Genomic DNA, 21184 nt, shown 5'->3' on the forward strand with positions numbered 1-21184 from the left:
TTTCGCGGCCTGACGCAGGACACAAGGACCGGTCATGTCCCACAGCGAACTGGAACTGCGCATACAGTGGCTCGATCGCGGCGAGTACTTCATCGGCGGCCGCTACATCGATCCGGAAACCGATCGCGAGACCGATCTGATCGAGCCGGTGCGTATCGGTATCGATCTGGCGGAACTGCAGCGCCATGCGTTGGATCCGCAGGCTTACGGAGCGGCGTTGACCGAGATGGTGTTCGGCGGGCCGGACAGCCGCATCCATCAGGCCTTCACGCGTGCGCGCGCCTATGCGGCCAATCGCGACGGGTTGCGGATACGCCTGCATGTGCAGGCCAGCGCCCCGGAACTTCACGCCGTGCACTGGGAGCTGATGAGAGAACCCGGCAAGACGACACCGCTGCTGTTCAATACCTCGCTGTGGTTCTGCCGATTCCTGAGTTCCGACGATTTTCTGCTGCGTCCGCTGTCGGATCCCGACAACGTGCAGATGCTGGCGGTGGTGGCCAATCCCAGCGATCTGGCGTCGCGCTGGCAACAGGCGCCGATCGATGCGCAACAGGAACTGCGCCGGACCCAAGAAGCGATCGACGCGGAGGCTTGGCACGGCCCTCGCAAGGTCACGTTGCGCGCATTGGACGGCAGGGCATCGCTCTACAACATCGTCTCCAGCTTGCGCGATCGCTACTCCGACATCCTGTATCTGGCCTGCCACGGCACCATCACCCCCGACGGCGCGCCGCGGCTGCTGCTCGAAAACGACGAGGGCCTCGGCGATGTGGTTCGCGGCGAAGAGTTGGTGCAGCGCATCGCGGCGGCCGACGAGCGCCCGCGGCTGATCATACTGGCCTCGTGCCGCGGCGCCGGCGGACAAGGCGATCAGGCCTTGGCGGCGTTGGCGCCGCGCCTGTTGCTGGCCGGCGTGCCCAACGTGCTGGCCATGCAGGGCGATGTCAGCGTCAAATCGGTCGAGCGCTTCATGCGGCGGTTCTTCCGCGAACTGGTCAAGGACGGCCAGATAGACCGCGCCGTCGCCATCGCGCGGGCCGACATCCACGAACAGCACGACTGGTGGATGCCGGTTCTCTACACCCAGTCCAAGAGCGGCGTCGTATGGCCGCCGCGCGGCACGGACGCCGGCGCCTTCGAACACTGGGAGGCGGTCGTGTCCAACGTCGCCAACCAGAAATGCGTGCCGGTACTCGGCCCCGGCCTGGTGGAACCGGTCATCGGACCCTCCCGCGAGATCGCGCGCGCCTGGGCTGAACGCTACGAGTTCCCGCTGGCGCCCAATCAGCGCGACGATCTGGCCCAGGTCGCGCAGCACCTGGCGTACCAGAACGGCCCGAGCTTCGTGGTCGATGCGATGCGCTCCTACGTGGTCGGCTATCTGCGGCGCAATTACAGCCACGTGCTGCCGCCCGAGTTGATGGCCGCGCCGGTGAAGCAGGGCATGGTCGACAGCATGGTGTCGCATATCGGCAAGGACTTGCGCGACAGCGACCCGGGCGAGGTGCATACGCTGCTGGCGCAACTACCGCTGCCCATCTACGTGAACGCCAACCGCGACAACCTGCTGTACGACGCCTTGGTCGAAGAAGGCAAGAAGCCGCGCATCCTGCTGTGCGCGTGGCGCAGCAGCGGCGACCAGAGCATCGAATACGGGCCGCAGCTCGATGCATCCTACACGCCGAGCGAAACCGAGCCGCTGATCCTCCACGTCTTCGGCAATTACCAGTATCCCGAGAGCCTGGTCATCACCGAGGACGATTACTTCGAGTTCCTGATGGGCGTGACCCGCAACGAAACGCGCGGGATGAACGGAATTCCCCGCGCCGTGACCGCCGCCATAGCCTCTTCGGGTTTGTTGCTGCTCGGCTTCCGGGTCGAGGATTGGGATTTCCGCACCGTGCTCGGCAGCATCCTGCGTCAGCCGGGGCGGGTGCTGCAGTGGCGGCGCACCAGCGTGGCCATCCAGATGACGCCGTCGGACGAACATGCCGTGCCCGAGCGGATGTTCAAGTACCTGCGGCGTTACTTCCACGACCAGTCCAACATCAACCTGTTCTGGAGTTCGCCGCAGGAATTCCTGGCGCAACTGGTCGATCGCTTCCAGCGCGATCGCGCGGCATGAACGCGATCGCCGCAGAGGTTCCGGCGATCGCGGCCGGACAAGCATCGTCCAACCCGTTCGTAGGGCCGGTGCCGATCGATTTCGGCCAGCCCTTGCATGGACGCAACCGGGAAATCGAGGAGCTGTCCGATCTGTTGGTGAGCAAACGGATCGTCCTGCTGTTCTCGCCCTCCGGCGCGGGCAAGACCTCGCTGGTGCGCGCGGGTGTCATTCCGCGCTTGCGCGACGAGTATGGAATCGATGCCTTGCCTATCGTCCGGCTGGGCCATTGCGATCCCGAATTCGCCAACGACCCGGGGCTCAACCGGTACAGGCTCGCCACGCTGAGCGCGCTGGAGCGCGCGCGCGCGGAAGTCTTGCGAAAACCGTGCGGGGAGCTCGGGCGTTACACGCTTAAACAGTACATCGACGAATACGCCTTCGCGGCCGCCGGCGAGTCGGCGTCGGGACACCCGAGTTATCCCTTGCTGGTGTTCGACCAGTTCGAAGAACTGTTCACCTTCAATCCGCTGGACCAGGAGCAGAAGCATCAGTTCCTTACCGAACTGGGGGATCTGCTGCGCGGAGAGCGGATCAACCCGTGGGCCGGCGATTCCGCGGTGCGCATCTGGGCGTTGTTCATCATCCGCGAGGATCGGCTGGCGGAGCTGCAATCCTATCTGGACCTGATTCCCACCTCGCTCGCCTATCGCTATCGGCTGGAGGCGTTGAGTGTGGAAGCGGCCACCGATGCCATTGTTCGTACCGCGGGCGAGCGCTGGATGGAGTCCGGCGTGGCCGAGAGCCTGGTCGGCGATCTGAGCACGGTGCGCATACGCGGCCTGGACGGGCATGAGACCCAACAACCCGGCCGTTTCGTCGAGCCCGTCCAACTGCAGGTGGTCTGTCGCGACCTGTGGCAGAAGATCGTCGGCCGCCAGCATCGCAGCATCCGCCTGGAGGACGTGCAGTCGATCGAATACAACCAGGTGGATCGCGCATTGCGCGATTTCATCGACGCGGAAATAGCCGCCGCCGCCCACGACGATCTGGCGATGGAGCGCCGCTTGCGCGACTGGATGGAAAGCAAGCTCATCTCGACGGCGGGTGTGCGTACCCCCTGTCTGTACGACGATGAGGACGGGCAGGACGTTCGCTCGGCCATCGCCCGGCTGATCGAGGCCCATCTGCTGCGCTTGGACAAGCGTTCGGGACGCGACTGGGTCGAGTTGCCGCACGATCGGCTGGTGACGCCGATCCGCGAATCCAACAGGGTCTGGCGCCAGACCCATCTGCAATTCTTCCAGATGCGTGCCGAACGCTGGTACCAGTGCAGTGGAGCGAACGCGGACACTCTGCTTCTGTCGACGCACGAATTGAAAGTGGCCGAGGCGTATCTGGCCGCGCATGAGCAGGTTCTGCCGCCGAGCGACGACGATTTCCTGAGGGCATCGCGGCAAAGACGCGAAGTCGAAAACAGGCAGCGTCGCTGGCGTCGACTCCTGATCGTGCTGGCCGCTGTTTGCGCGGTGGCCGTGGTGGCGTTGATCGTGTTCTACACCCGAAGCGAGGCCGATGAAGCCCAGAGGGCGGCGCGAAGCAAAGCCTATCGGGCCCTGTCATTGGCACGCGAAAAACAGGACACGCCCGGCAGGACCTTGCGTGCGCTGATTCCACTCATGGATGACGCGAACAGCAGGGACTTCGGCGACGACGGAGGTCTGTCGCGAACCATCGAGGACGAACTGCGGCAGCAGTTGACGCGCGCGCCCGCGGCGTTGAAGCAGGAGCTGCGTCCGCGTGGCTACGTGGTCTGGTCGCTGGCGTTCACGCAGGACGGCAAGCGGCTGATCGCCGGATCGTGGGACAACCGGATTTCCGTACAGAACGTCGATGAGCCGGGATCGCCGGAGTTCATAACGCCGGGTCAGAAAGCCGACATCTATGCCGTTGCAGTGTACGGATCACGGGTGGTTTCCACCGACAGAGAGGGACAAGTCACTCTGTGGAAACTGGATGAAACCCATCGCCTGCGCGTTATGAGAGTGCTATTGAAAGCGCAGTCCGAGGAAGATCGGCTGGCGGTGGCGACATTCAGCGAAGATGGCCGCTGGCTGGCGGTCGCGGGCTGGAACAAGCAGGTTTTGATGTGGGATTTCGCCGATCCGGATAACCCGGTGCCGGCTCCCGCGTTCGGAAGGACCTTGTCGTCGATGCTCGGCCTGGCATTCCTTCCGACCACGCAAGGATACCGCCTGGTGTCGGCCGACACGGAAGGAAACCTTCGTCGCTGGCGCTTCGATGACGCGACGCGACATGCGCCAATTCTGGAAGGCGAGTACAGCATCCAGAAACATACCGGCTACAACATAGCGGTCACGACATTGGCCGCCGATCCGAGAGGCAGCTACATCGTGGCCGGCGATACCGACGGCAGTGTGCATCTTTGGGATATGCGAGCCGACGACAAGCAGCCAGGCATCGTCCTTGGCCATCTGACCCATCGTGGGCGCGGGCGGGATACCTACGTCAAGGACATCGACTTCCTTGGCCCCGGCGATTTCGTCACCGTCGGCGCCGACGGGTCGCTGGTGCGTTGGACACTGCCGGACGAGACGATAACGAACTTGGATGACTTCCCGAAAAAAACGCGTCGCGAGCATTTCAGCTTGGGCGAACGCTTGTACAGCGTAACCCACAGACCCGGCTCTCGGGCGCAGGTGGCGGTCGGAGCGACGCACAAGATCGTCTTGCTGGACCTGGACCGCGGCACCGGTCCGGCCATGGCCTCGCCTTTGCCCGGTGCGCGCGACTTCAAAGCGTGGACGGCAGTCTCGATGGATACCGAAGGCAAGTCGATCGCCGCACGGGGAGAGGATCAGCTCCGCTTCTGGCGGCGCGGAGCGTCCGGCATCGAAGCCGCGCCGGAGTGGTCGATGGCGGTGGACGAGGCGGCCGCGTTCGCATGGCGGCCCGACGGTCGGCAGTTCGTGGTCTGGGATTGCCGGTCGCTATCCGCATGGACGTTGGAGAACGGCAAGCGCCCGGCGCCCGCTTTGCAGGTCATGGCGAAAACCCCTCGGTTCTGCAACGAGCATCGTCCGCCCGAAGCTCTGCCGGTGATGTCCTTCAGCCAGAACAGCCGCCTGCTGGCGACGACCGATCGCAACGTCCTGCACATGTGGACGCGCGATGCAGCGACCGATACGCACTGGCGGCAAGTTTATTCCCGCGCGTTCCGAGTGAAGTCCGGTACGGCCACGGTGACCGATCGGATTCTGTCGGTAGCGTTCAGTGAGGACTCACGCTATCTAGCCGCCGGCACGGACAGCGGACATGTGCATCTGTGGGAGGTCTCCACGGATGGCGCAGGCGCGCCGCATCTCGAACTCCTGCGCGATGCGCAGATCGGGCAGGGCGTATCGGCGTTGGTGTTCTCCCGCAACAAGAACGAGTTGCTCGCCGGCGGCATCGAAGGCTTCCTCACCAAGTGCGAGCTGCCGACGCTCAAGCCGATCGGCGTGATTCGGCGCCACGATCACGCGATTACCGCGTTGGCAAACGCGCGCGGCGGCGAACGGTCGATCACGATCAGCGCGGACTCCGACGGCTACGTCGTGGAGTGGAGCGCGCCGCTGAACGACGCCGAACGCATCTCGACGACCGAACTCGAACCACGCGCCAGTGGCGTAGTACAGACGGTCGCACTCAATGGCGAGGGGACCTTCCTGATATCCGCAGGCGCCTCGCTGCTCGGTTGGGACTTGGGCGTGGATCGAGTCGTCGACGCGGCCAAGGCGTATGTGGCGAGGAGCCGGGACGATGCACCCAGCGTCGGGAGCGATACAACGAAGGCGACAGAACAATGACCGTCCCTCATGGATTCAACGGCATCGACGCCACCAGCGGCGCCTACCTCGCCGCGCCGACCGTGGAGGACATTTCCCGCGCGGCGCGCGCGACGCGCGAGCCCTCGGTCGACGAAAGATCGCTCGCCGATAAACAACAGCGGCAGGCGGCCCATCTCTCCCTGCCTTTCGGCATGGACCCCAACGATCTGGAGCAGGTGGGCTGGGGCATCGTCTTCGCCCACGATGCGCCGCCCGAAATCGCCGACGCGCTCGAGCTCTTGTGCGATCGACGCCAACAGCAAGCCGGAGCTCGCTACAAGAGCTTCACCGGCGCTTCCGCCTATCGGCCGGACGAGCGCGCCATAGCCTGGCTCGGGCGGCAAGGCGCGGGACTGGGCATGGCCCAGGTCAACAAGGTGCCGTACTACCTGCTGATCGTCGGCAGCCCCGAGTCGATTCCGTTCCGTTTCCAGTACGAACTCGAACTCAATTACGCGGTGGGCCGCCTGCATTTCGACAGCGTCCAGGAATATCGCAACTACGCCGAGAGCGTGGTGGCCAGCGAGGAAAATTCCGCCCCGGTCGAGCGGCGCGCCAGCCTGTTCGGCGTATGCAACCTGGACGATCGCGCCACCGAACTGAGCAGTTCGCAGCTGGTCGCGCCATTGGCCGATCAATTGCAGGAATCGCATCCTGATTGGACGATCGATCGCATAGTGGCCGATCAGGCGACCAAAGCCGGCCTGAGCGATTGCCTGAGTTCCTCGCCCGCGTTGCTGTTCACCGCGAGCCACGGCATCGGTTTCCCGCGCGGGCACGAGAATCAGCTCGCATGCCAGGGCGCGCTGCTCTGCCAGGATTGGCAAGGCCCGCTGCGGCATCGCGGCGCGGTCGGACCCGAACTCTATTTCGGCGGCGACGACGTGCCGCAGACGGTCGACCTGTCGCGCACCCTGGCGTTTCATTTCGCCTGCTACGGGGCGGGAACGCCGTTGCTCGACGACTACGCGCCGGCAGACGCGCGTCCGCCGCAGATCGCCGATGCGCCGTTCATCGCGCGCTTGCCGCAGCGCCTGCTCGGCAAGCCCGACGGAGGCGCGCTGGCGGTGATCGGCCATGTCGAACGCGCCTGGAGCTATTCGTTCTCCTGGCCGGGCCTGGGTTCGCAGACCCATACCTTCGAAAACTGCCTGCGTGCGTTGATGGCCGGGGCGCGGGTCGGATTCACCATGGATGCCTTCGCGATGAAGCACGCCGACCTGGCGATCGTGCTCAACGGCGAACTGGCCGACATCCGTTACGGCGCGAGCGTCGACGACTACAAGATCGCCGGACTGTGGACCGCACACAACGACGCCCGTAGCTATTTGTTGCTCGGCGATCCCGCCGTCCGCATTCCCGTCTGAAGGAGCCCATGCCATGTCGCTGGAAACCATACCGGGTACCGCCTCGCGCTATCACCTGATCTGCTTCGACGAAGACGGCGCCGAGCGCGACGACGACGGAGACGGCATGGAAAGCCGGCGCATCGCGCAGGCGATCGCCGACGGCGGCGCCACCGATGTCTTCATCTTCATCCACGGTTGGAAAGGCGACCTTCCCGCCGCAAAATCGCAGTACGCCGCCTGGATGGGGACGCTGATGGCGCAAACCGCCGACATGGCGCGGGCGGGGCCGGACTTCGTGCCCTTGCTCGTGGGGCTGCACTGGCCCAGCTTGTTGTTCGGCGACGAATCGTTCGACGCCGCCGAATCCTTCGCCGTGGGCGGCGCCACCCGCGTCGATGACGACATCGACGCGGCCGCGCAAGGTCTCGCCGATACGCCGCGCGCGCGCGAAGCGTTGCGGACGATCTTCCAGGCCGCGGATCGGATCGAGTATCAGCCCAGCACGTTGCCGCCGGATCTGGTCGAGGCCTACCGCGTACTCGACGAAGAAGCCGGACTGGGCGCGCAGGGCGTGGAAGGCGATCCGGGCGCGGATCGCGAGCCGTTCGATCCCGACGTGGCCTATGCGCGCGGCCTGGCCGAAGAAGCGAGCTTCGGCGGCGGGGGTGTGCGCAACGCGTTGTTGTCGCCGCTGGTGCAACTGTCCTTCTGGAAGATGAAGAAACGCGCCAAGAAGGTGGGGGAGAGCGGTGGTCACGCGCTGTTGCGCTTGCTGATGGACGCGACGCGCGAACGCGGCGTGCGCTTTCATCTGATGGGACACAGCTTCGGTTGCATCGTGGCGTCGGCATCGGTATGCGGGCCGGACGGCGCGAAACTGCCGCGTCCGGTGCGCTCGCTCGTGCTGGTGCAGGGCGCGTTGTCGCTGTGGTCGTGCGCCGGAAATCTGCCCGATTCCGGCAAGGCAGGATACTTCCGCCGTCTTGCGAACGGCGATGCGGTATCCGGGCCGATCGTCACCACTCGCAGCAAACACGACTCGGCGGTCGGTTCCCTGTACCCGCTGGCCGCCGGAGTCGCGCGGCAGGTCTCGCTCGCGCCCGATCAATTGCCCACCTACGGCGGCGTCGGAAGCTTCGGCTTGCAAGGCAGCGCTCTGCAGATCGAGGATATCGATATCGGCGACGCCGGTTTCGCCTACGCATTCAAGCCGGGGCGGATCCACAACGTGAACTGCGACCGGGTGATCCGCGCGGGCCGTCCGCCTTCCGGCGCTCACAGCGACATCGCGCATCCGCAGATCGGTCACCTGATCTGGTCGGCCGCGTTGGCCGGCTGAGGTCTCATCTCGCCGCGTCGGGCGGATAGCTTTTCGTCAGCCGGATAGCCTTGGCCCGGGCTGCGTCGCCCTTGACCTCGCAGGCCTCGCAGGCCTCGCAGGCCTCGGCGAGGCTGTCCCACGTGTTGTCGGAGGAATGAAAGAGCAGAGCGGCATCGACGCCGAGGTTAGAGAGGATGGTGTAGGCGGTGTTGTTGATCTTGCGTTCCAGCCGATCCCCGTCGACACCGCTGTCCTTGCGCAGCGTGGCGACGAGTGTGCGCAGCTTCCTTAACGGCAATGTCGAGCAGCGGTCTCATCTGAAAATGAATGAGGTAAACGGCTTGTTACAGTTCGCGATGGCGAACGCATTATTGATCGTATTTTCCTAGGGCGGTGCCTAGGTTGTTGCGGAGATTCTCCAGGCCTAGGCTGTTTTTCCGAACTACAGCAAAGGGGCAGTTCATGAGCGTCAACGGCATTCAGACCCGACCCTTGGAACCGATCGAGCCGTACAAGATCCCGCCCGAGGAAGTGCTGCCTGCAGCGGTACCTCCTGCTGCGGCCGCGGTTCCGCAGCCCGTTCCGCCGTCGCCGAACACGGCAGCGGCACCTGTCGCGTCGCCAAAGCCGATGAGCCTTGGCGACCCGCCGATCCTGAGCAAATACAAGGCCAGCCACGGCGCGCCAAGCAGCGAGTTCTCCGTAGGCAACGACAACGGCTCAATCACCTGGAACCCCGGCGCAGGCAGCGTGAAGGGCGCGCTGAAAACACAGACGCCCGTATTCCAATCCAAGTTGAAGGGCGAAGTGGAAGTCGGCCTGGCGATCAAGAACAACAAGGACGGCAACACCGAGATAACGGTCAGCGAGTCGCATGCGGCTACGGTGAACGCGAAGAAGGAAAGCGAACCCAAGAAAGCCGGCCTCGACCTGGAAAGCAACATTGGCGGCGGATCGCGCGAACGTTTCAAGGTCATTTTACCGGGGCCGAATGCCGATCCCGCGGTGGCAGCCAAAATCGACCCTTTCAATCCGACGACCATACCGGTCGGCGCAACCGTCATCATGGACGAACAGAATTTCGTCCAGACCGACTTTGCCGCATCGTTCCGCCATATCGGCGCAGAGGTAAAGGTCAAGAGCGGCGAAGGGAGCAGCTATTCGATCACTCGTGTCGACGATAAGAGCGTGCAGGTGATGATGGGTCCCAGTAAAGCGTTCGAGGCTTACGGTGGAGTCGGTGTGCGCTTCGATACCATCACCGCTGTGCTCGGTTCTCAGAACACCATCGGATCGTCCACCGTTCGTACCGCTACCTTCGACATTTCGATCCCTGACGGCCAGAAGGCCTTCGAGCACTTCACCAATACGGGCGAGGTCGTACACCAGACGGCCGGCGTCAGCGACGTGGCCACTATCGAGCGCGTGGATCTTTCATCCCAGGCTCGGTTGCAAACCAAGATCAAGCCGACCGCGCTGCTCAACGATGTTATCGGGCATTTCACCGGGGAAAATCCCAAGCTCGACAAAGGCATCGGCTTTGAAGCCAAGGCCGATCTCGCGTTGAATGAACCGATCACGCGCACGATCACCAAGACGACGCTTCCTGATGGATCTTTCACGCTGACGCGAGATATCTCGTATCGGGGGAACTTGCAGATGGAGGTCGTTCAGAGATTCGATACGGTCGGCAAGGAAATACCTTCTGCCACCACCTATGAGTTCACCTTGCCGACCGATGGGAACTCGGCCCGGCAGATCAATTTCGTCACCAGCGGAGGGATCACTCAGGACGGCCCCGTCACTGCTGGACAGACGGTGAATCTCAAGTTCACCGAGGCTCAGATGTTGAACCTGAGCTATCAAGCGAATGCGGCAAGCAAAGCGGGAATGGGCAATCTGGCACTCCAGAGCATAGCCAGCCAGGAGGATGGAAGCCCTCTGAATGCTTTCGACTTTGCCATGTCGATGGCTACCAGCCCAGGCCAGGACCCGCAGGGTTTCGGCATCAGGCTGGTTGAAATCGCTCGTGGAGCAGATGGTGACATAGGCAATCCGGGCTTTACGCGCTTGGACTTCTCTGTGGATCCCGCATAAGTTGATCGCCCATCGCTGATGAAAGAGGGCCGCGAATGCGGCCCTCTTTGCGTTGCGGGCGTATTTCGTTTCTCGATGGTCCCTTTGTCGGCGCCACGCTGATACAGCTGCGCTTCCAAGACTTGCGTTAACGCGCAGATCATTGCATTGACGCGGTATCGCGATTCCGTCCCCGCGCGTCCGGCCCTGGTTCCGGCATCGCTTTGTCCAACTTTCCCGGTTCCGGCAGTAGCCGCCTCGGTCCGCCGACTGCTCTGTCGATGCCGCCCCACGTGGTTTCACCGGTCATCAGGTTGGTCAACGTCGCGCAAGGGCCGATCGTCGCGCAACGACGCCGCGTCGGATCGTCCGCGTCAGCGGCAGTCCGCAAGGCCTGGGTATGCCGACCGGCCCAGTCATGACACGCACCCTTCCAAGGGGTGGGCATCCATGTTATAAACCGTCCGTTCGGTCAATGAATTGGAGGCTTGCTTGCTGGAAGCATTCATCTGCGATGCGCTCAGGACGCCGATCGGACGGTACGGCGGGGCGTTGGCTTCGGTTCGGGCCGACGACCTGGCTGCCGTGCCGTTGACGGGCTTGATGGCCCGCAATCCGCAGGTCGACTGGTCGGCGGTGGACGACTTGATCTTCGGCTGCGCCAATCAGGCTGGCGAAGACAACCGCAATGTCGGCCGCATGGCGGTCTTGCTTGCGGGCATGCCGGTTTGTGTTCCGGGCACGACGGTCAATCGCCTGTGCGGTTCGGGCATGGATGCCGTGGGCATGGCGGCGCGGGCGATCAGGGCGGGCGACTGCGGTTTCGTCATCGCCGGCGGCGTGGAAAGCATGACCCGCGCGCCGTTCGTCATGCCGAAGCCGGACAGCGCCTGGTCGCGTTCCAATGCGGTGTACGACACGACTCTCGGCTGGCGTTTCGTCAACCCGGTGATGAAGCAGCGGTTCGGCGTGGATTCGATGCCGCAAACGGCGGACAACGTGGCGGCCGACTTCCATATCTCTCGCGCCGATCAGGACGCTTTTGCGGCGCGTTCGCAGGCGCGCTGGGCGGCGGCCCAGAAACAAGGGCTTTTCGGCGACGAAATCGTTCCGGTGACGGTGGCGCAGAAGAAGGGCGATCCGATCGTGGTCGATACGGACGAGCATCCGCGCCCGGATACGACTGTCGAACAACTCGCCAGGCTCAAGGGCGTCAACGGCCCGGATCTTTCCGTCACCGCCGGCAACGCTTCGGGCGTCAACGACGGCGCTGCGGCGCTGCTGCTGCTATCGGCTGACGAAGCGAAGAAGCAGGGCCTGACGCCGAAGGCGCGCGTGGTCGGCATGGCCGCGGTCGGTGTCGAGCCTCGGATCATGGGCTTCGGGCCGGCGCCGGCGATAAAAAAGGTCCTGGCGCGCACGGGGCTCAAGCTCGATCAGATGGATGTGATCGAACTCAACGAGGCCTTCGCGTCGCAGGCGCTCGCCACGCTGCGCGATCTCGGCCTGGCGGACGACGCGCCTCACGTCAATCCAAATGGGGGCGCGATCGCGCTCGGCCATCCTCTTGGGATGTCGGGTGCGCGGCTCGTCACCACCGCGATGTACCAGCTCCACCGTACCGGCGGCCGCTACGCGCTGTGCGCCATGTGCATCGGCGTGGGGCAGGGCATCGCCATCGTCATCGAACGCGTCTGATCGAGGGTCGGGCCATGTATGCGCAAATGGTGAAATCCGAAGGCAAAGCGGCCGAAGAACTGACGCCGCAGGACATCGCTTTCCAGGCACGCATCGATCGCGGCGAGAAGATCGAGCCTAAGGAGTGGATGCCCGAAGGCTATCGCAAGACTTTGATCCGCCAGATCGGTCAGCACGCGCATTCCGAGATCGTCGGACAGCTGCCCGAGGCCAACTGGATCACCCGTGCGCCGACGCTCGAGCGCAAGGCGATCCTGCTCGCGAAAGTGCAGGACGAGGCGGGCCACGGCTTGTACCTGTATTGCGCGGCCGAGACGCTGGGCATCTCGCGCGACGAATTGATGGAACGGCTGCACAGCGGACAGATGAAGTATTCCTCGATCTTCAACTATCCGACGCTGACCTGGGCCGACATGGGCGCGGTGGGCTGGCTGGTGGATGGAGCGGCGATCATGAATCAGGTGCCGCTGCAGCGCACGTCCTACGGTCCCTACGCCCGCGCCATGGTCCGGATCTGCAAGGAGGAATCGTTTCATCAGCGCCAGGGCTACGCCATCATGATGAAGATGGCCGGCGGAACGCCGGCGCAGAAGCGAATGGCGCAGGACGCGTTGAACCGCTTCTGGTATCCGGCGCTGATGATGTTCGGGCCTTCCGACAAAGATTCGGTCCATTCGGCCCAGTCCATGGCCTGGAAGATCAAGATGAACACCAACGACGAGCTTCGCCAGAAGTTCGTCGATCAGACGGTTCCGCAGGCCGAACATATCGGCTTGACCGTTCCCGATCCGAATGTGAAGTGGAACGAGGACAAAGCCGGCTACGACTTCTCCGAGCCGGACTGGAACGAGTTCTTCGATGTCATCAACGGCAACGGCCCCTGCAATAAAGACCGCCTCGGCGCCCGCGTGAAGGCCTGGGAAGACGGCGCGTGGTTCCGCGAGGCGATGCTCGCGCATGCGCAGAAGAAAGCGTCTCGCCGCGTCGGCGCTGCCGCATAACCTGGTCGGGAGAGTTGATCATGTCGAAAGGATGGCCGTTGTGGGAGGTCTTCATCCGTGGCCAGCATGGCTTGAACCATCGCCATGTCGGCAGTCTTCACGCGGTCGACGCCGAGATGGCGATTCTCAATGCTCGCGATGTCTATACGCGTCGCAACGAGGGCGTGTCGATCTGGGTCGTGCGCTCCTCGGACATCGCCGCGTCGAGCCCGTCGGAGAAAGGGCCGATGTTCGATCCGGCGAATTCGAAGGTCTACCGTCACCCGACCTTCTACGAAATTCCCGACGAAGTGGGGCATATGTGATGTCGTCGATGCCCGCAATCGCGCCCGCAACGACCCCGCACGCGTCGTCTGCCGATGCGGATCGCGATGCGCTTTTCGAGTTCGCGTTGCGGCTCGGCGATACGACCTTGATCCTGGGGCACCGCGATTCGCAATGGTGCGGACATTCCCCTGCCCTGGAAGAAGACATCGCGCTGGCCAACATCGCGCTCGACTTGATCGGGCAAACTCAGCTTTGGCTCGGCCTCGCCGCCGAGATCGAAGGCAAGGGCCGCACAGCGGACGATATCGCCTACCTGCGCGATGCCTGCGATTTCCGCAACCTGCTGCTCGTCGAACGCCCCAACGGCGATTTCGGCAACACCGTGATGCGGCATTTCCTGTTCGACGTTTACCACTTGGAACTGCTCAAGGCGCTGGCGGATTCGTCCGACCGGCGCGTCGCCGAGATCGCCGCCAAGGCACGGAAGGAAGTCGCCTATCACGTCGAGCGAAGCTCGGACCTCGTGGTTCGCCTCGGCGACGGCACACCGGAAAGCCAGCGCCGCATGCAGGCCGCGATCGATGCGTTGTGGCCGTATGTCGGCGAGATGTTCACCGCCGACGAGACGGACCGGGCCGTTGCAGCGGCCGGTATCGCGCCGAACCTGGAAAGCCTGCGCCCGGCTTGGGACGAGGTGGTGCACGAGGTGCTCGCCGAAGCGACGCTGACCGTTCCCGACGGAACGTTCGCGCACAAGGGCGGCAAGCGCGGCATACACACCGAACACCTGGGCTACCTGCTCGCCGACATGCAGTTCCTGCAGCGCGCGTATCCAGGCGCGAGCTGGTGAGACTCGTCGTGGAAGCGAGCACGCTGCCCAGCACCGCGCAAGTCTGGGATTGGCTCAGCCAGGTTCCGGATCCGGAAATTCCGGTCATTTCCCTGACCGATCTGGGCGTCATCCGTGAGGTGGAGTGGGAGAGCGACACGCTGGTGGTGACGGTGACGCCGACGTATTCGGGTTGTCCGGCCACCGGCGTCATCAATCTGGATATCGAGAATGCGCTCAGGGACCGCGGCGTGGAAAAGATCAGACTGCGGCGCCGGATTTCTCCGCCGTGGACGACCGACTGGATCAGTCGCGAAGGGCGCCGGAAGCTGCTCGACTACGGCATTGCGCCGCCCATCGACGGCACGGCCGCGGACGGACGCACGGCGGCGCGCATCGCGAAATTATCGGGGCGGCCCGGTTTGGCGATCGCCTGTCCCCGCTGCGCATCGATGCGAACGCAGAAGGTCAGCCAGTTCGGATCCACACCCTGCAAGGCGAGCTATCGCTGCGAGGACTGCCTGGAACCGTTCGACTATTTCAAATGCATCTGAGAGCGAAGGACTGACGCGATGGCGCGATTTCACCCGCTGAAAGTCACCGATGTGCGGCGCGAAACCCGCGATGCCGTGGTGGTGACGCTCATGCCGCGTGAACAGGATCGTGCGCTGTTCGACTTCACCCAAGGGCAATACCTGACCTTGCGCCGGGATTTCGGCGACGACGAATTGCGGCGCTCCTATTCGATCTGCGCCGGCTGCGACGAGGGCGTGTTGAAGGTCGGCATCAAGCGGGTCGACGGCGGAGCGTTCTCGACCTGGGCGAACGAACATCTGGCGGTCGGCGACGAGATCGACGCCATGCCGCCGATGGGCAGGTTCTTCACCCCGATCGAACCGGACACTGTCAAGCACTATCTGGGTTTTGCCGGTGGCTCGGGCATCACCCCGCTGGTGTCGATCATCAAGACCGTGCTGGCGCGCGAACCTGGATCGAGCTTCACCCTGGTCTACGCCAACCGGCAGATCAGCTCGATCATGTTCCGCGAGGAACTCGATGACCTCAAGAATCTTTATCTCGGCCGCTTGTCGGTGATCCATGTGCTGCGCGCCGAGGCGCAGGACATCGCACTGTTTACCGGCCGCGTCGACGGCGAAAAGGTGAAGGCGCTGTTCGCGCACTGGATCGATGCCGCCTCGGTCGATACCGCGTTCATTTGCGGACCCGAGCCGATGATGCTCGCGGTCGCCGCGGCTCTGCGCGAGCACGGGTTGAGCGACGCGCAGATCAAGTTCGAGCTTTTCGCCTCCGGCCAGCCGGGCCGGGCGAAAGCCAGGGCGGTGTCCGCGACGGCGGTCGCTTCGCAAGCCAATGTCAGCGCAACCGTGACCCTGGACGGCGCGACCCGCACTTTCACCATGCCGCGCAGCGGCCAGAGCGTTCTCGATGCGGCGCATGGCGCCCATATGGACGTTCCGTTCGCGTGCAAGGCCGGCGTTTGCTCCACCTGCCGCTGCAAGGTGTTGGAAGGCGAGGTGGAAATGGCGGTGAACCACGCGCTCGAGGACTACGAGGTGCGCGCCGGGTACGCGCTGAGCTGTCAGGCGTTTCCGCTGACCGATCGCATCGTCGTGACCTACGACGAATAGGCCAGGGGAGCGCAGACGATGGCCGATACGACGAACACCGATTCGATGAACATCGAAGACTACCTCGCGCAGGGCGGTGTGCTGACCGCGCCGGGCAACGCGCCGGCTCGCTATCGCGGAGAATTGATGCGCCTGATGTCCTCTTTCGTGGACAGCGAACTGGCGGCCTCCGCGGGCTTCGCCGGTTCGATCAACTTTGCGCCGGGCATAAAGGAGCGCATCGCCGCCAGTCGCATCACCCTGGAGAAGGCCGATCATGCCGAGCGCGTGCTGGGGATCATGGCCGATTTCGGAACGGATGCCGATCGCTACCAGGCCCAACACGATTGGACGGCGCGGGTCGAGCGCAACGTCGACATCGGTGCGGCGCGCCAGGGCGGCGACATGCGGCTCGCGGTGTTCCACTATCCGATCGAAAGCTGGGCCGACGCGGTCGTCATGAATGTGTTGCAGGGCCTGGCGACGGGTATTCAGATGGCCGATCTGACACAAGTGTCCTACGCGCCACTGGCCGAGGTGTTTCGCGCTATCGCGCCGCGCGAAGCGCGCCATGCCGAACTCGGCTTCGAGGGATTGCAGAAGATCGCCTCCGCGCCTGAAGGCAAAACGGCGGTCGAACAGGCGCTGGCCTACTGGAAGCCGCGTGTGGCCACCACCTTCGGCGTCGCCGGCTCCGGTCGGTTCGACACGCTGCGCAAGTTCGGCCTGCGACACGCGCCCAACGAGGTGTTGTCGGCGCAATGGCGACAAGCGGTCGCCGAACGGTTGGGTGCGCTGGGCTTGTAAAAAAGCGCGCAGGCTCTGAAAGCCTATCGACGATCAATCATCGGCATGGCCTCACGGCCGAGCCGCACAACACGACAGAGGGCACACCATGGCAAATACAGCGCCGCGTCGGCTGCAAAGTTACGTTTACGGAGCCTGGACGGCGGGCCAGGGCGAGGGCCAGCCGCTGCTCGACGCCGCCACCGGCGAACCGGTCGCGCTGATCGACTCGAAGGGTCTGGATTTCGCGGAAGTGCTCGATTATGGGCGTTCGGTCGCCGGTCCTGAGCTGCGCGCGATGTCCTTCCACGAACGCGCCGGCATGCTCAAGGCGCTCGGCATCGCGCTGATGGAGAAGAAAGAAGAGTTCTATGCCGAAAGTTTTCGCACCGGCGCGACCCGCGCCGACGGCTGGGTCGACATCGAAGGCGGCATTGGCACGATGTTCGCGTTCGCCTCCAAGGGCCGGCGCGAATTGCCCAATACGCGTGTTCTCACCGATGGCGACGTCGAGCCGCTGTCCAAGGACAGCAGCTTCAGCGCGCAGCACATCTACACCCCGTTGCAAGGCGTGGCGGTGCATATCAACGCCTTCAATTTTCCGATCTGGGGCATGCTGGAGAAGATTTCGCCCACTTTTCTCGCCGGCGTGCCCTGCATCGTCAAGCCCGCGTCGCAGACGGCGTATCTGACCGAACTGATGGTGCGTCGCATCGTCGAGACCGGCCTGTTGCCCGAAGGCGCATTACAGCTGATTTCCGGCTCGGTCGGCGACCTGCTCGATCATGTCACCGGGCAGGACGTGGTGACGTTCACCGGTTCGGCCTGGACCGGCCAGAAGCTCAAGGCGGGCCGGGCGATCATCGCCAATTCGGTGCGCTTCACCATGGAGGCCGACAGCCTCAACGCTTCGATTCTCGGTCCTGACGCCGCGCCGGGCACGCCGGAGTTCGATCTGTTCGTCAAGGAAGTCGCGCGCGAGATGACCGTGAAGGCCGGGCAGAAATGCACGGCGATCCGCCGCGTGATCGCGCCGCGCGATCATGTCGGCGCGCTGATCGAGGCGCTGCGCGACCGCCTGGACAAGACCGCGCTCGGCTTGCCTGGAGAAGAGGCGACGCGCATGGGACCGTTGGCGTCGCTGGATCAGCTCAAGGAAGTACGAGAGCGCATCCAGGATTTGCTGGCCGATGCGGAAATCGTCGCCGGCAATCCGGACGATGTGCGCCTGAGCTCGGGCGATCCGGAAAAAGGCGCGTTCCTCAATCCGGTGCTGCTGTACGCGCAAAATCCGTTCGCCGCGACCAAGGTGCACGAGGTCGAGGCTTTCGGTCCGGTATCGACCGTGCTGCCTTACGATTCGATCGAAGAGGCGATCGAGCTCGCGAAGCTGGGCAAGGGCTCGCTGGTTTCATCGATCTTCACCGACGATCCCAAGGTGGCCGAGGAAGTGGTGATCGGCGTCGCGCCGTTGCACGGCCGCGTGCTGATCGGCAACCGACGCTCGGCCAAGACATCCACCGGCCACGGTTCGCCGCTGGCGGGCCTGGTCCATGGCGGTCCCGGACGCGCCGGCGGCGGCGAGGAGATGGGCGGGATGCGCGGCGTCAAGCATTACATGCAGCGCACCGCCGTACAGGGCACGCCGCGCCTGCTTTCGGCCGTCACCGGCCGCTGGGTCGAGGGCGCCGACGCGGGCGGCGAGGGCGAGCATCCGTTCCGCAAGTCGCTCGCGCAGTTGCGGATCGGCGACCAACTGATCACCGCGAAGCGCCAAATCACTCAAGAAGACGTCGAACACTTCGCCCGCTTCACCGGCGATACGTTCTATGCGCACATGGACGAAGCGGCGGCGAAGGCCAACCCGTTCTTCGACGATCGCGTGGCCCACGGCTATCTGATCGTTTCTTTCGCCGCGGGCCTGTTCGTCGAGCCCAATCCGGGCCCGGTGCTGGCCAACTACGGCGTCGACGATCTGCGCTTCATGACGCCGGTCTATTTCGGCGACACGCTGCAGGTCAGGCTGACCTGCAAGGAGATCAATCCGCGCGACAACGCCGAGCACGGCGAAGTGCGTTGGGATTGTCAGGTGACCAATCAGAAGGGCGAGGTAGTCGCGCAGTACGACGTCCTGACCATGGTGGCGAAGACCTGGCCGATGACGGAAACACACGCAACGCCGCAGTGACGTTCAGGCCGACGCGACGCCGTTCAGCGTACTGCCTTGATGCCCTTGAGGATCAAGGCGGTTACGATCGAAGCATAGTCTTCGCGGGTGACCTGGCCACCGTCCCTGAACCACATGTACATCCAGTTGAGCATGCCGAACAGCGACATGGTGACCGGCATGACGAGCGGGCGATCCTTGCTGTCCAGGTCGGGCCTGATCTCGCGCAAGGTCGACGCGAACCGGCGAACGATGCGTCGTTCGACTTCGGTGATCGTCTGTCGTTGCTCGTCGGTCAGCATGCTCATCGCGTTGAGTTGCACCCGGTGCCGATCGTCCGCACCGCGATAGTTCTCGAGCACGACGCTCACCAGAAGCTTCAACCGCGCTGTCGGCCGCATCGCCGGGTTGTCGGACGCGGCCAAGTCCGCGTCGAGCGCTTCCAGATGCGTAAAGATGATCGCGAAGACGAGCGCGTCCTTGCTCGGGTAGTAGTGGTAAAGCAACGCCTTCGACACATTCGCCTGTTTGGCGATCTGCGACATCGATGCCTTATCGACGCCCAGAGTCGCCAGCGTCTGGGCGGCGTAGTCCAGCAGGGCGAGTTGCTTTTCTTCGAAGTCTTGTGCTCGTGTCCGAGCCATATCGGTCCAATGCCCTAATACCCGGAGCACCCTCCGCAAGCCGCGCGAGTGCGGGGGATGGTGCGTTCCGGCAAACGTGAAAGTATGAATTGCCTCTCAGTTATCATCCGCCATTTTTCGGCCTGTTGTCCACCACGCGCTTGGCCTTGCCTTCCGATCGCGCCACCGAACTCGGGTCGCGAACCTCGATCCTGGTCGAGACGCCGACGACGCTCTTGATGTGATGAGCCAACTCCTTCGCCGATCCGGCGCGAGCGTCGGCGCCGCTCATGTCCTGCGCGCATTCGACATGCACCACCATGTCGTCCATGCGGCCGGCGCGGGTCAGTTCGATGTAGAAATGCGGCGCGAGTCCCTTGCACTTGAGAATCTGTTCTTCGATCTGGGTCGGGAAGACGTTGACGCCACGCAGGATCATCATGTCGTCCGAACGGCCGGTGATCTTCTCGATGCGGCGCATCGAGCGCGCGGTGCCCGGCAGCAGGCGCGTCAGATCGCGCGTGCGATAGCGCACCATCGGCAAGGCTTCCTTGCTGAGCGTGGTGAACACCAGTTCGCCCAACTCGCCGTCGGGGAGCGTGCGGCCTGTTACCGGATCGACGACTTCCGGATAGAAATGGTCTTCCCACACATGCAGGCCGTCCTTGCTCTCCACGCATTCCTGCGCGACGCCGGGGCCCATGACTTCCGACAAGCCGTAGATATCGACCGCGTGCATGTCGAAGGCCTCTTCGATCTCGCCGCGCATGGCGTTGGTCCAAGGCTCGGCCCCGAAGATGCCGACCTTGAGCGAGCTCTCGCGCGGGTCCAGGCCCTGTCGTCTGAACTCGTCGAGGATCGACAGCATGTACGACGGGGTGACCATGATGATCGATGGCTTGAAGTCGTCGATGAAGGTGACCTGGCGTTCGGTCATGCCGCCGGAAATCGGCACCACGGTGCAGCCCAGGCGCTCGGCGCCGTAGTGAGCGCCGAGTCCGCCGGTAAACAGGCCGTAGCCATACGCGTTGTGCAGGATATCGCCGGCACGGCCGCCAGCGGCGCGGATCGAGCGCGCCATCAGGCCGGCCCACGTATCGATGTCCGCAGCCGTGTAGCCGACGACCGTCGGCTTGCCGGTGGTTCCCGAGGAGCCATGGATGCGTGCCAGCTTGTTCCGCGCGACGGCGAACATGCCGAACGGATAGGTGTCGCGCAGGTCCTGCTTGCTGGTGAACGGGAATTTCGACAGATCGGCGAGCGATTTCAGGTCGTCGGGGTGCACGCCTTTCTCGTCGAAGCGCTTGCGGAAGAAGGGCGAGTTCTCGTAGGCGTGCTTGAGAGATTGCTTCATCCGGTTCAACTGGAGCGCGGAGATCTCGTCGCGCGAGGCGACTTCGATCGGTTCGAGATCTTCTTTGCGTGGGGCAAGGTTCTCCAAG

General features: G+C 63.9%; 16 protein-coding genes. 13 read left to right on the forward strand and 3 right to left on the reverse strand.

The annotated features are described in order from the left end of the window. Window positions 1-34 precede the first annotated feature (34 nt). The 4 genes from ACTOWJ_RS03385 to ACTOWJ_RS03400 are packed head-to-tail and all read left to right on the forward strand — an operon-like array spanning window position 35 to window position 8685. On the forward strand, window positions 35-2128 hold the full coding sequence (locus ACTOWJ_RS03385) for a CHAT domain-containing protein (protein WP_441333181.1): 2094 nt from the start codon (window positions 35-37) through the stop codon (window positions 2126-2128). Further along, window positions 2125-5976 (forward strand): WD40 repeat domain-containing protein, encoded by a 3852-nt coding sequence (locus ACTOWJ_RS03390; RefSeq protein ID WP_441333182.1) that lies wholly within the window; start codon window positions 2125-2127, stop codon window positions 5974-5976. The genes ACTOWJ_RS03385 and ACTOWJ_RS03390 overlap by 4 nt, the downstream gene beginning before the upstream one ends. Continuing rightward, window positions 5973-7364 carry a hypothetical protein gene (locus ACTOWJ_RS03395; RefSeq protein ID WP_441333183.1) on the forward strand — a complete coding sequence of 464 codons (1392 nt, stop codon included), beginning with the start codon at window positions 5973-5975 and terminating at the stop codon, window positions 7362-7364. Before ACTOWJ_RS03390 ends, ACTOWJ_RS03395 begins: the two co-directional genes overlap by 4 nt. 13 nt (window positions 7365-7377) lie before the next feature. Next, a complete protein-coding gene (locus tag ACTOWJ_RS03400; RefSeq protein WP_441333184.1) occupies window positions 7378-8685 on the forward strand; it encodes a hypothetical protein in 1308 nt (435 codons plus the stop codon). A 4-nt stretch (window positions 8686-8689) separates the two neighbouring features. Here the strand turns inward: ACTOWJ_RS03400 and ACTOWJ_RS03405 are convergent, their stop codons facing one another. Next, window positions 8690-8965, reverse strand: a complete 276-nt coding sequence (locus tag ACTOWJ_RS03405; protein WP_441333185.1) for a hypothetical protein — start codon at window positions 8963-8965, stop codon at window positions 8690-8692. 164 nt (window positions 8966-9129) lie between these two features. Between ACTOWJ_RS03405 and ACTOWJ_RS03410 the strand changes: the two genes are divergently transcribed. The 9 genes from ACTOWJ_RS03410 to paaZ all read left to right on the forward strand — a co-directional run bounded on the left by ACTOWJ_RS03410 (window position 9130) and on the right by paaZ (window position 19140). After that, the gene (locus tag ACTOWJ_RS03410) at window positions 9130-10764 is read left to right on the forward strand and encodes a hypothetical protein (protein ID WP_441333186.1); all 1635 of its coding nucleotides are present in this window, start codon (window positions 9130-9132) and stop codon (window positions 10762-10764) included. Between the two features lie 471 nt (window positions 10765-11235). Continuing rightward, window positions 11236-12441 carry a 3-oxoadipyl-CoA thiolase gene (pcaF, locus tag ACTOWJ_RS03415; RefSeq protein ID WP_441333187.1) on the forward strand — a complete coding sequence of 402 codons (1206 nt, stop codon included), beginning with the start codon at window positions 11236-11238 and terminating at the stop codon, window positions 12439-12441. 14 nt (window positions 12442-12455) lie between these two features. Further along, complete coding sequence (gene paaA, locus ACTOWJ_RS03420; protein WP_441333188.1) at window positions 12456-13442, forward strand: 1,2-phenylacetyl-CoA epoxidase subunit PaaA; 987 nt, start codon at window positions 12456-12458, stop codon at window positions 13440-13442. Between the two features lie 20 nt (window positions 13443-13462). Next, window positions 13463-13747: a 1,2-phenylacetyl-CoA epoxidase subunit PaaB gene (paaB, locus tag ACTOWJ_RS03425; protein WP_441333189.1), complete on the forward strand. Its 285-nt coding sequence runs from the start codon at window positions 13463-13465 to the stop codon at window positions 13745-13747. Between the two features lie 8 nt (window positions 13748-13755). After that, complete coding sequence (paaC, locus tag ACTOWJ_RS03430) at window positions 13756-14559, forward strand: 1,2-phenylacetyl-CoA epoxidase subunit PaaC (protein ID WP_441333190.1); 804 nt, start codon at window positions 13756-13758, stop codon at window positions 14557-14559. Next, on the forward strand, window positions 14556-15092 hold the full coding sequence (paaD, locus tag ACTOWJ_RS03435) for a 1,2-phenylacetyl-CoA epoxidase subunit PaaD (RefSeq protein WP_441333191.1): 537 nt from the start codon (window positions 14556-14558) through the stop codon (window positions 15090-15092). The genes paaC and paaD overlap by 4 nt, the downstream gene beginning before the upstream one ends. An 18-nt stretch (window positions 15093-15110) precedes the next feature. Then, the gene (locus ACTOWJ_RS03440; protein WP_441333192.1) at window positions 15111-16187 is read left to right on the forward strand and encodes a 2Fe-2S iron-sulfur cluster-binding protein; all 1077 of its coding nucleotides are present in this window, start codon (window positions 15111-15113) and stop codon (window positions 16185-16187) included. Between the two features lie 18 nt (window positions 16188-16205). Beyond that, the gene (locus tag ACTOWJ_RS03445) at window positions 16206-16973 is read left to right on the forward strand and encodes a Phenylacetic acid catabolic protein (RefSeq protein WP_441333193.1); all 768 of its coding nucleotides are present in this window, start codon (window positions 16206-16208) and stop codon (window positions 16971-16973) included. 88 nt (window positions 16974-17061) lie between these two features. Next, a complete protein-coding gene (paaZ, locus tag ACTOWJ_RS03450) occupies window positions 17062-19140 on the forward strand; it encodes a phenylacetic acid degradation bifunctional protein PaaZ (RefSeq protein ID WP_441333194.1) in 2079 nt (692 codons plus the stop codon). A 23-nt stretch (window positions 19141-19163) separates the two neighbouring features. On the opposite strand, the gene ACTOWJ_RS03455 is transcribed toward paaZ, so the two are convergent. Together ACTOWJ_RS03455 and paaK are read right to left on the reverse strand one after the other, a co-directional pair. After that, window positions 19164-19793, reverse strand: coding sequence for a TetR/AcrR family transcriptional regulator (locus ACTOWJ_RS03455; protein WP_441333195.1), 630 nt, complete (start codon window positions 19791-19793; stop codon window positions 19164-19166). A gap of 73 nt (window positions 19794-19866) precedes the next feature. Then, window positions 19867-21183, reverse strand: coding sequence for a phenylacetate--CoA ligase PaaK (gene paaK / locus ACTOWJ_RS03460; protein WP_441333196.1), 1317 nt, complete (start codon window positions 21181-21183; stop codon window positions 19867-19869). Window position 21184 lies beyond the last annotated feature (1 nt).

Origin of the sequence: Lysobacter sp. CA199 (genome assembly GCF_052078715.1) — a bacterium.
GTDB lineage: Bacteria > Pseudomonadota > Gammaproteobacteria > Xanthomonadales > Xanthomonadaceae > Lysobacter.

Coding starts and splice junctions, on each gene's coding strand:
- ACTOWJ_RS03395 (WP_441333183.1), top strand. CDS start 5,973: ATGACCGTCCCTCATGGATTCAACGGCATCGACGCCACCAGCGGCGCC.
- ACTOWJ_RS03440 (WP_441333192.1), top strand. CDS start 15,111: ATGGCGCGATTTCACCCGCTGAAAGTCACCGATGTGCGGCGCGAAACC.
- paaC (WP_441333190.1), top strand. CDS start 13,756: ATGCCCGCAATCGCGCCCGCAACGACCCCGCACGCGTCGTCTGCCGAT.
- ACTOWJ_RS03385 (WP_441333181.1), top strand. CDS start 35: ATGTCCCACAGCGAACTGGAACTGCGCATACAGTGGCTCGATCGCGGC.
- ACTOWJ_RS03445 (WP_441333193.1), top strand. CDS start 16,206: ATGGCCGATACGACGAACACCGATTCGATGAACATCGAAGACTACCTC.
- ACTOWJ_RS03390 (WP_441333182.1), top strand. CDS start 2,125: ATGAACGCGATCGCCGCAGAGGTTCCGGCGATCGCGGCCGGACAAGCA.
- paaA (WP_441333188.1), top strand. CDS start 12,456: ATGTATGCGCAAATGGTGAAATCCGAAGGCAAAGCGGCCGAAGAACTG.
- paaB (WP_441333189.1), top strand. CDS start 13,463: ATGTCGAAAGGATGGCCGTTGTGGGAGGTCTTCATCCGTGGCCAGCAT.
- paaZ (WP_441333194.1), top strand. CDS start 17,062: ATGGCAAATACAGCGCCGCGTCGGCTGCAAAGTTACGTTTACGGAGCC.
- ACTOWJ_RS03400 (WP_441333184.1), top strand. CDS start 7,378: ATGTCGCTGGAAACCATACCGGGTACCGCCTCGCGCTATCACCTGATC.
- ACTOWJ_RS03410 (WP_441333186.1), top strand. CDS start 9,130: ATGAGCGTCAACGGCATTCAGACCCGACCCTTGGAACCGATCGAGCCG.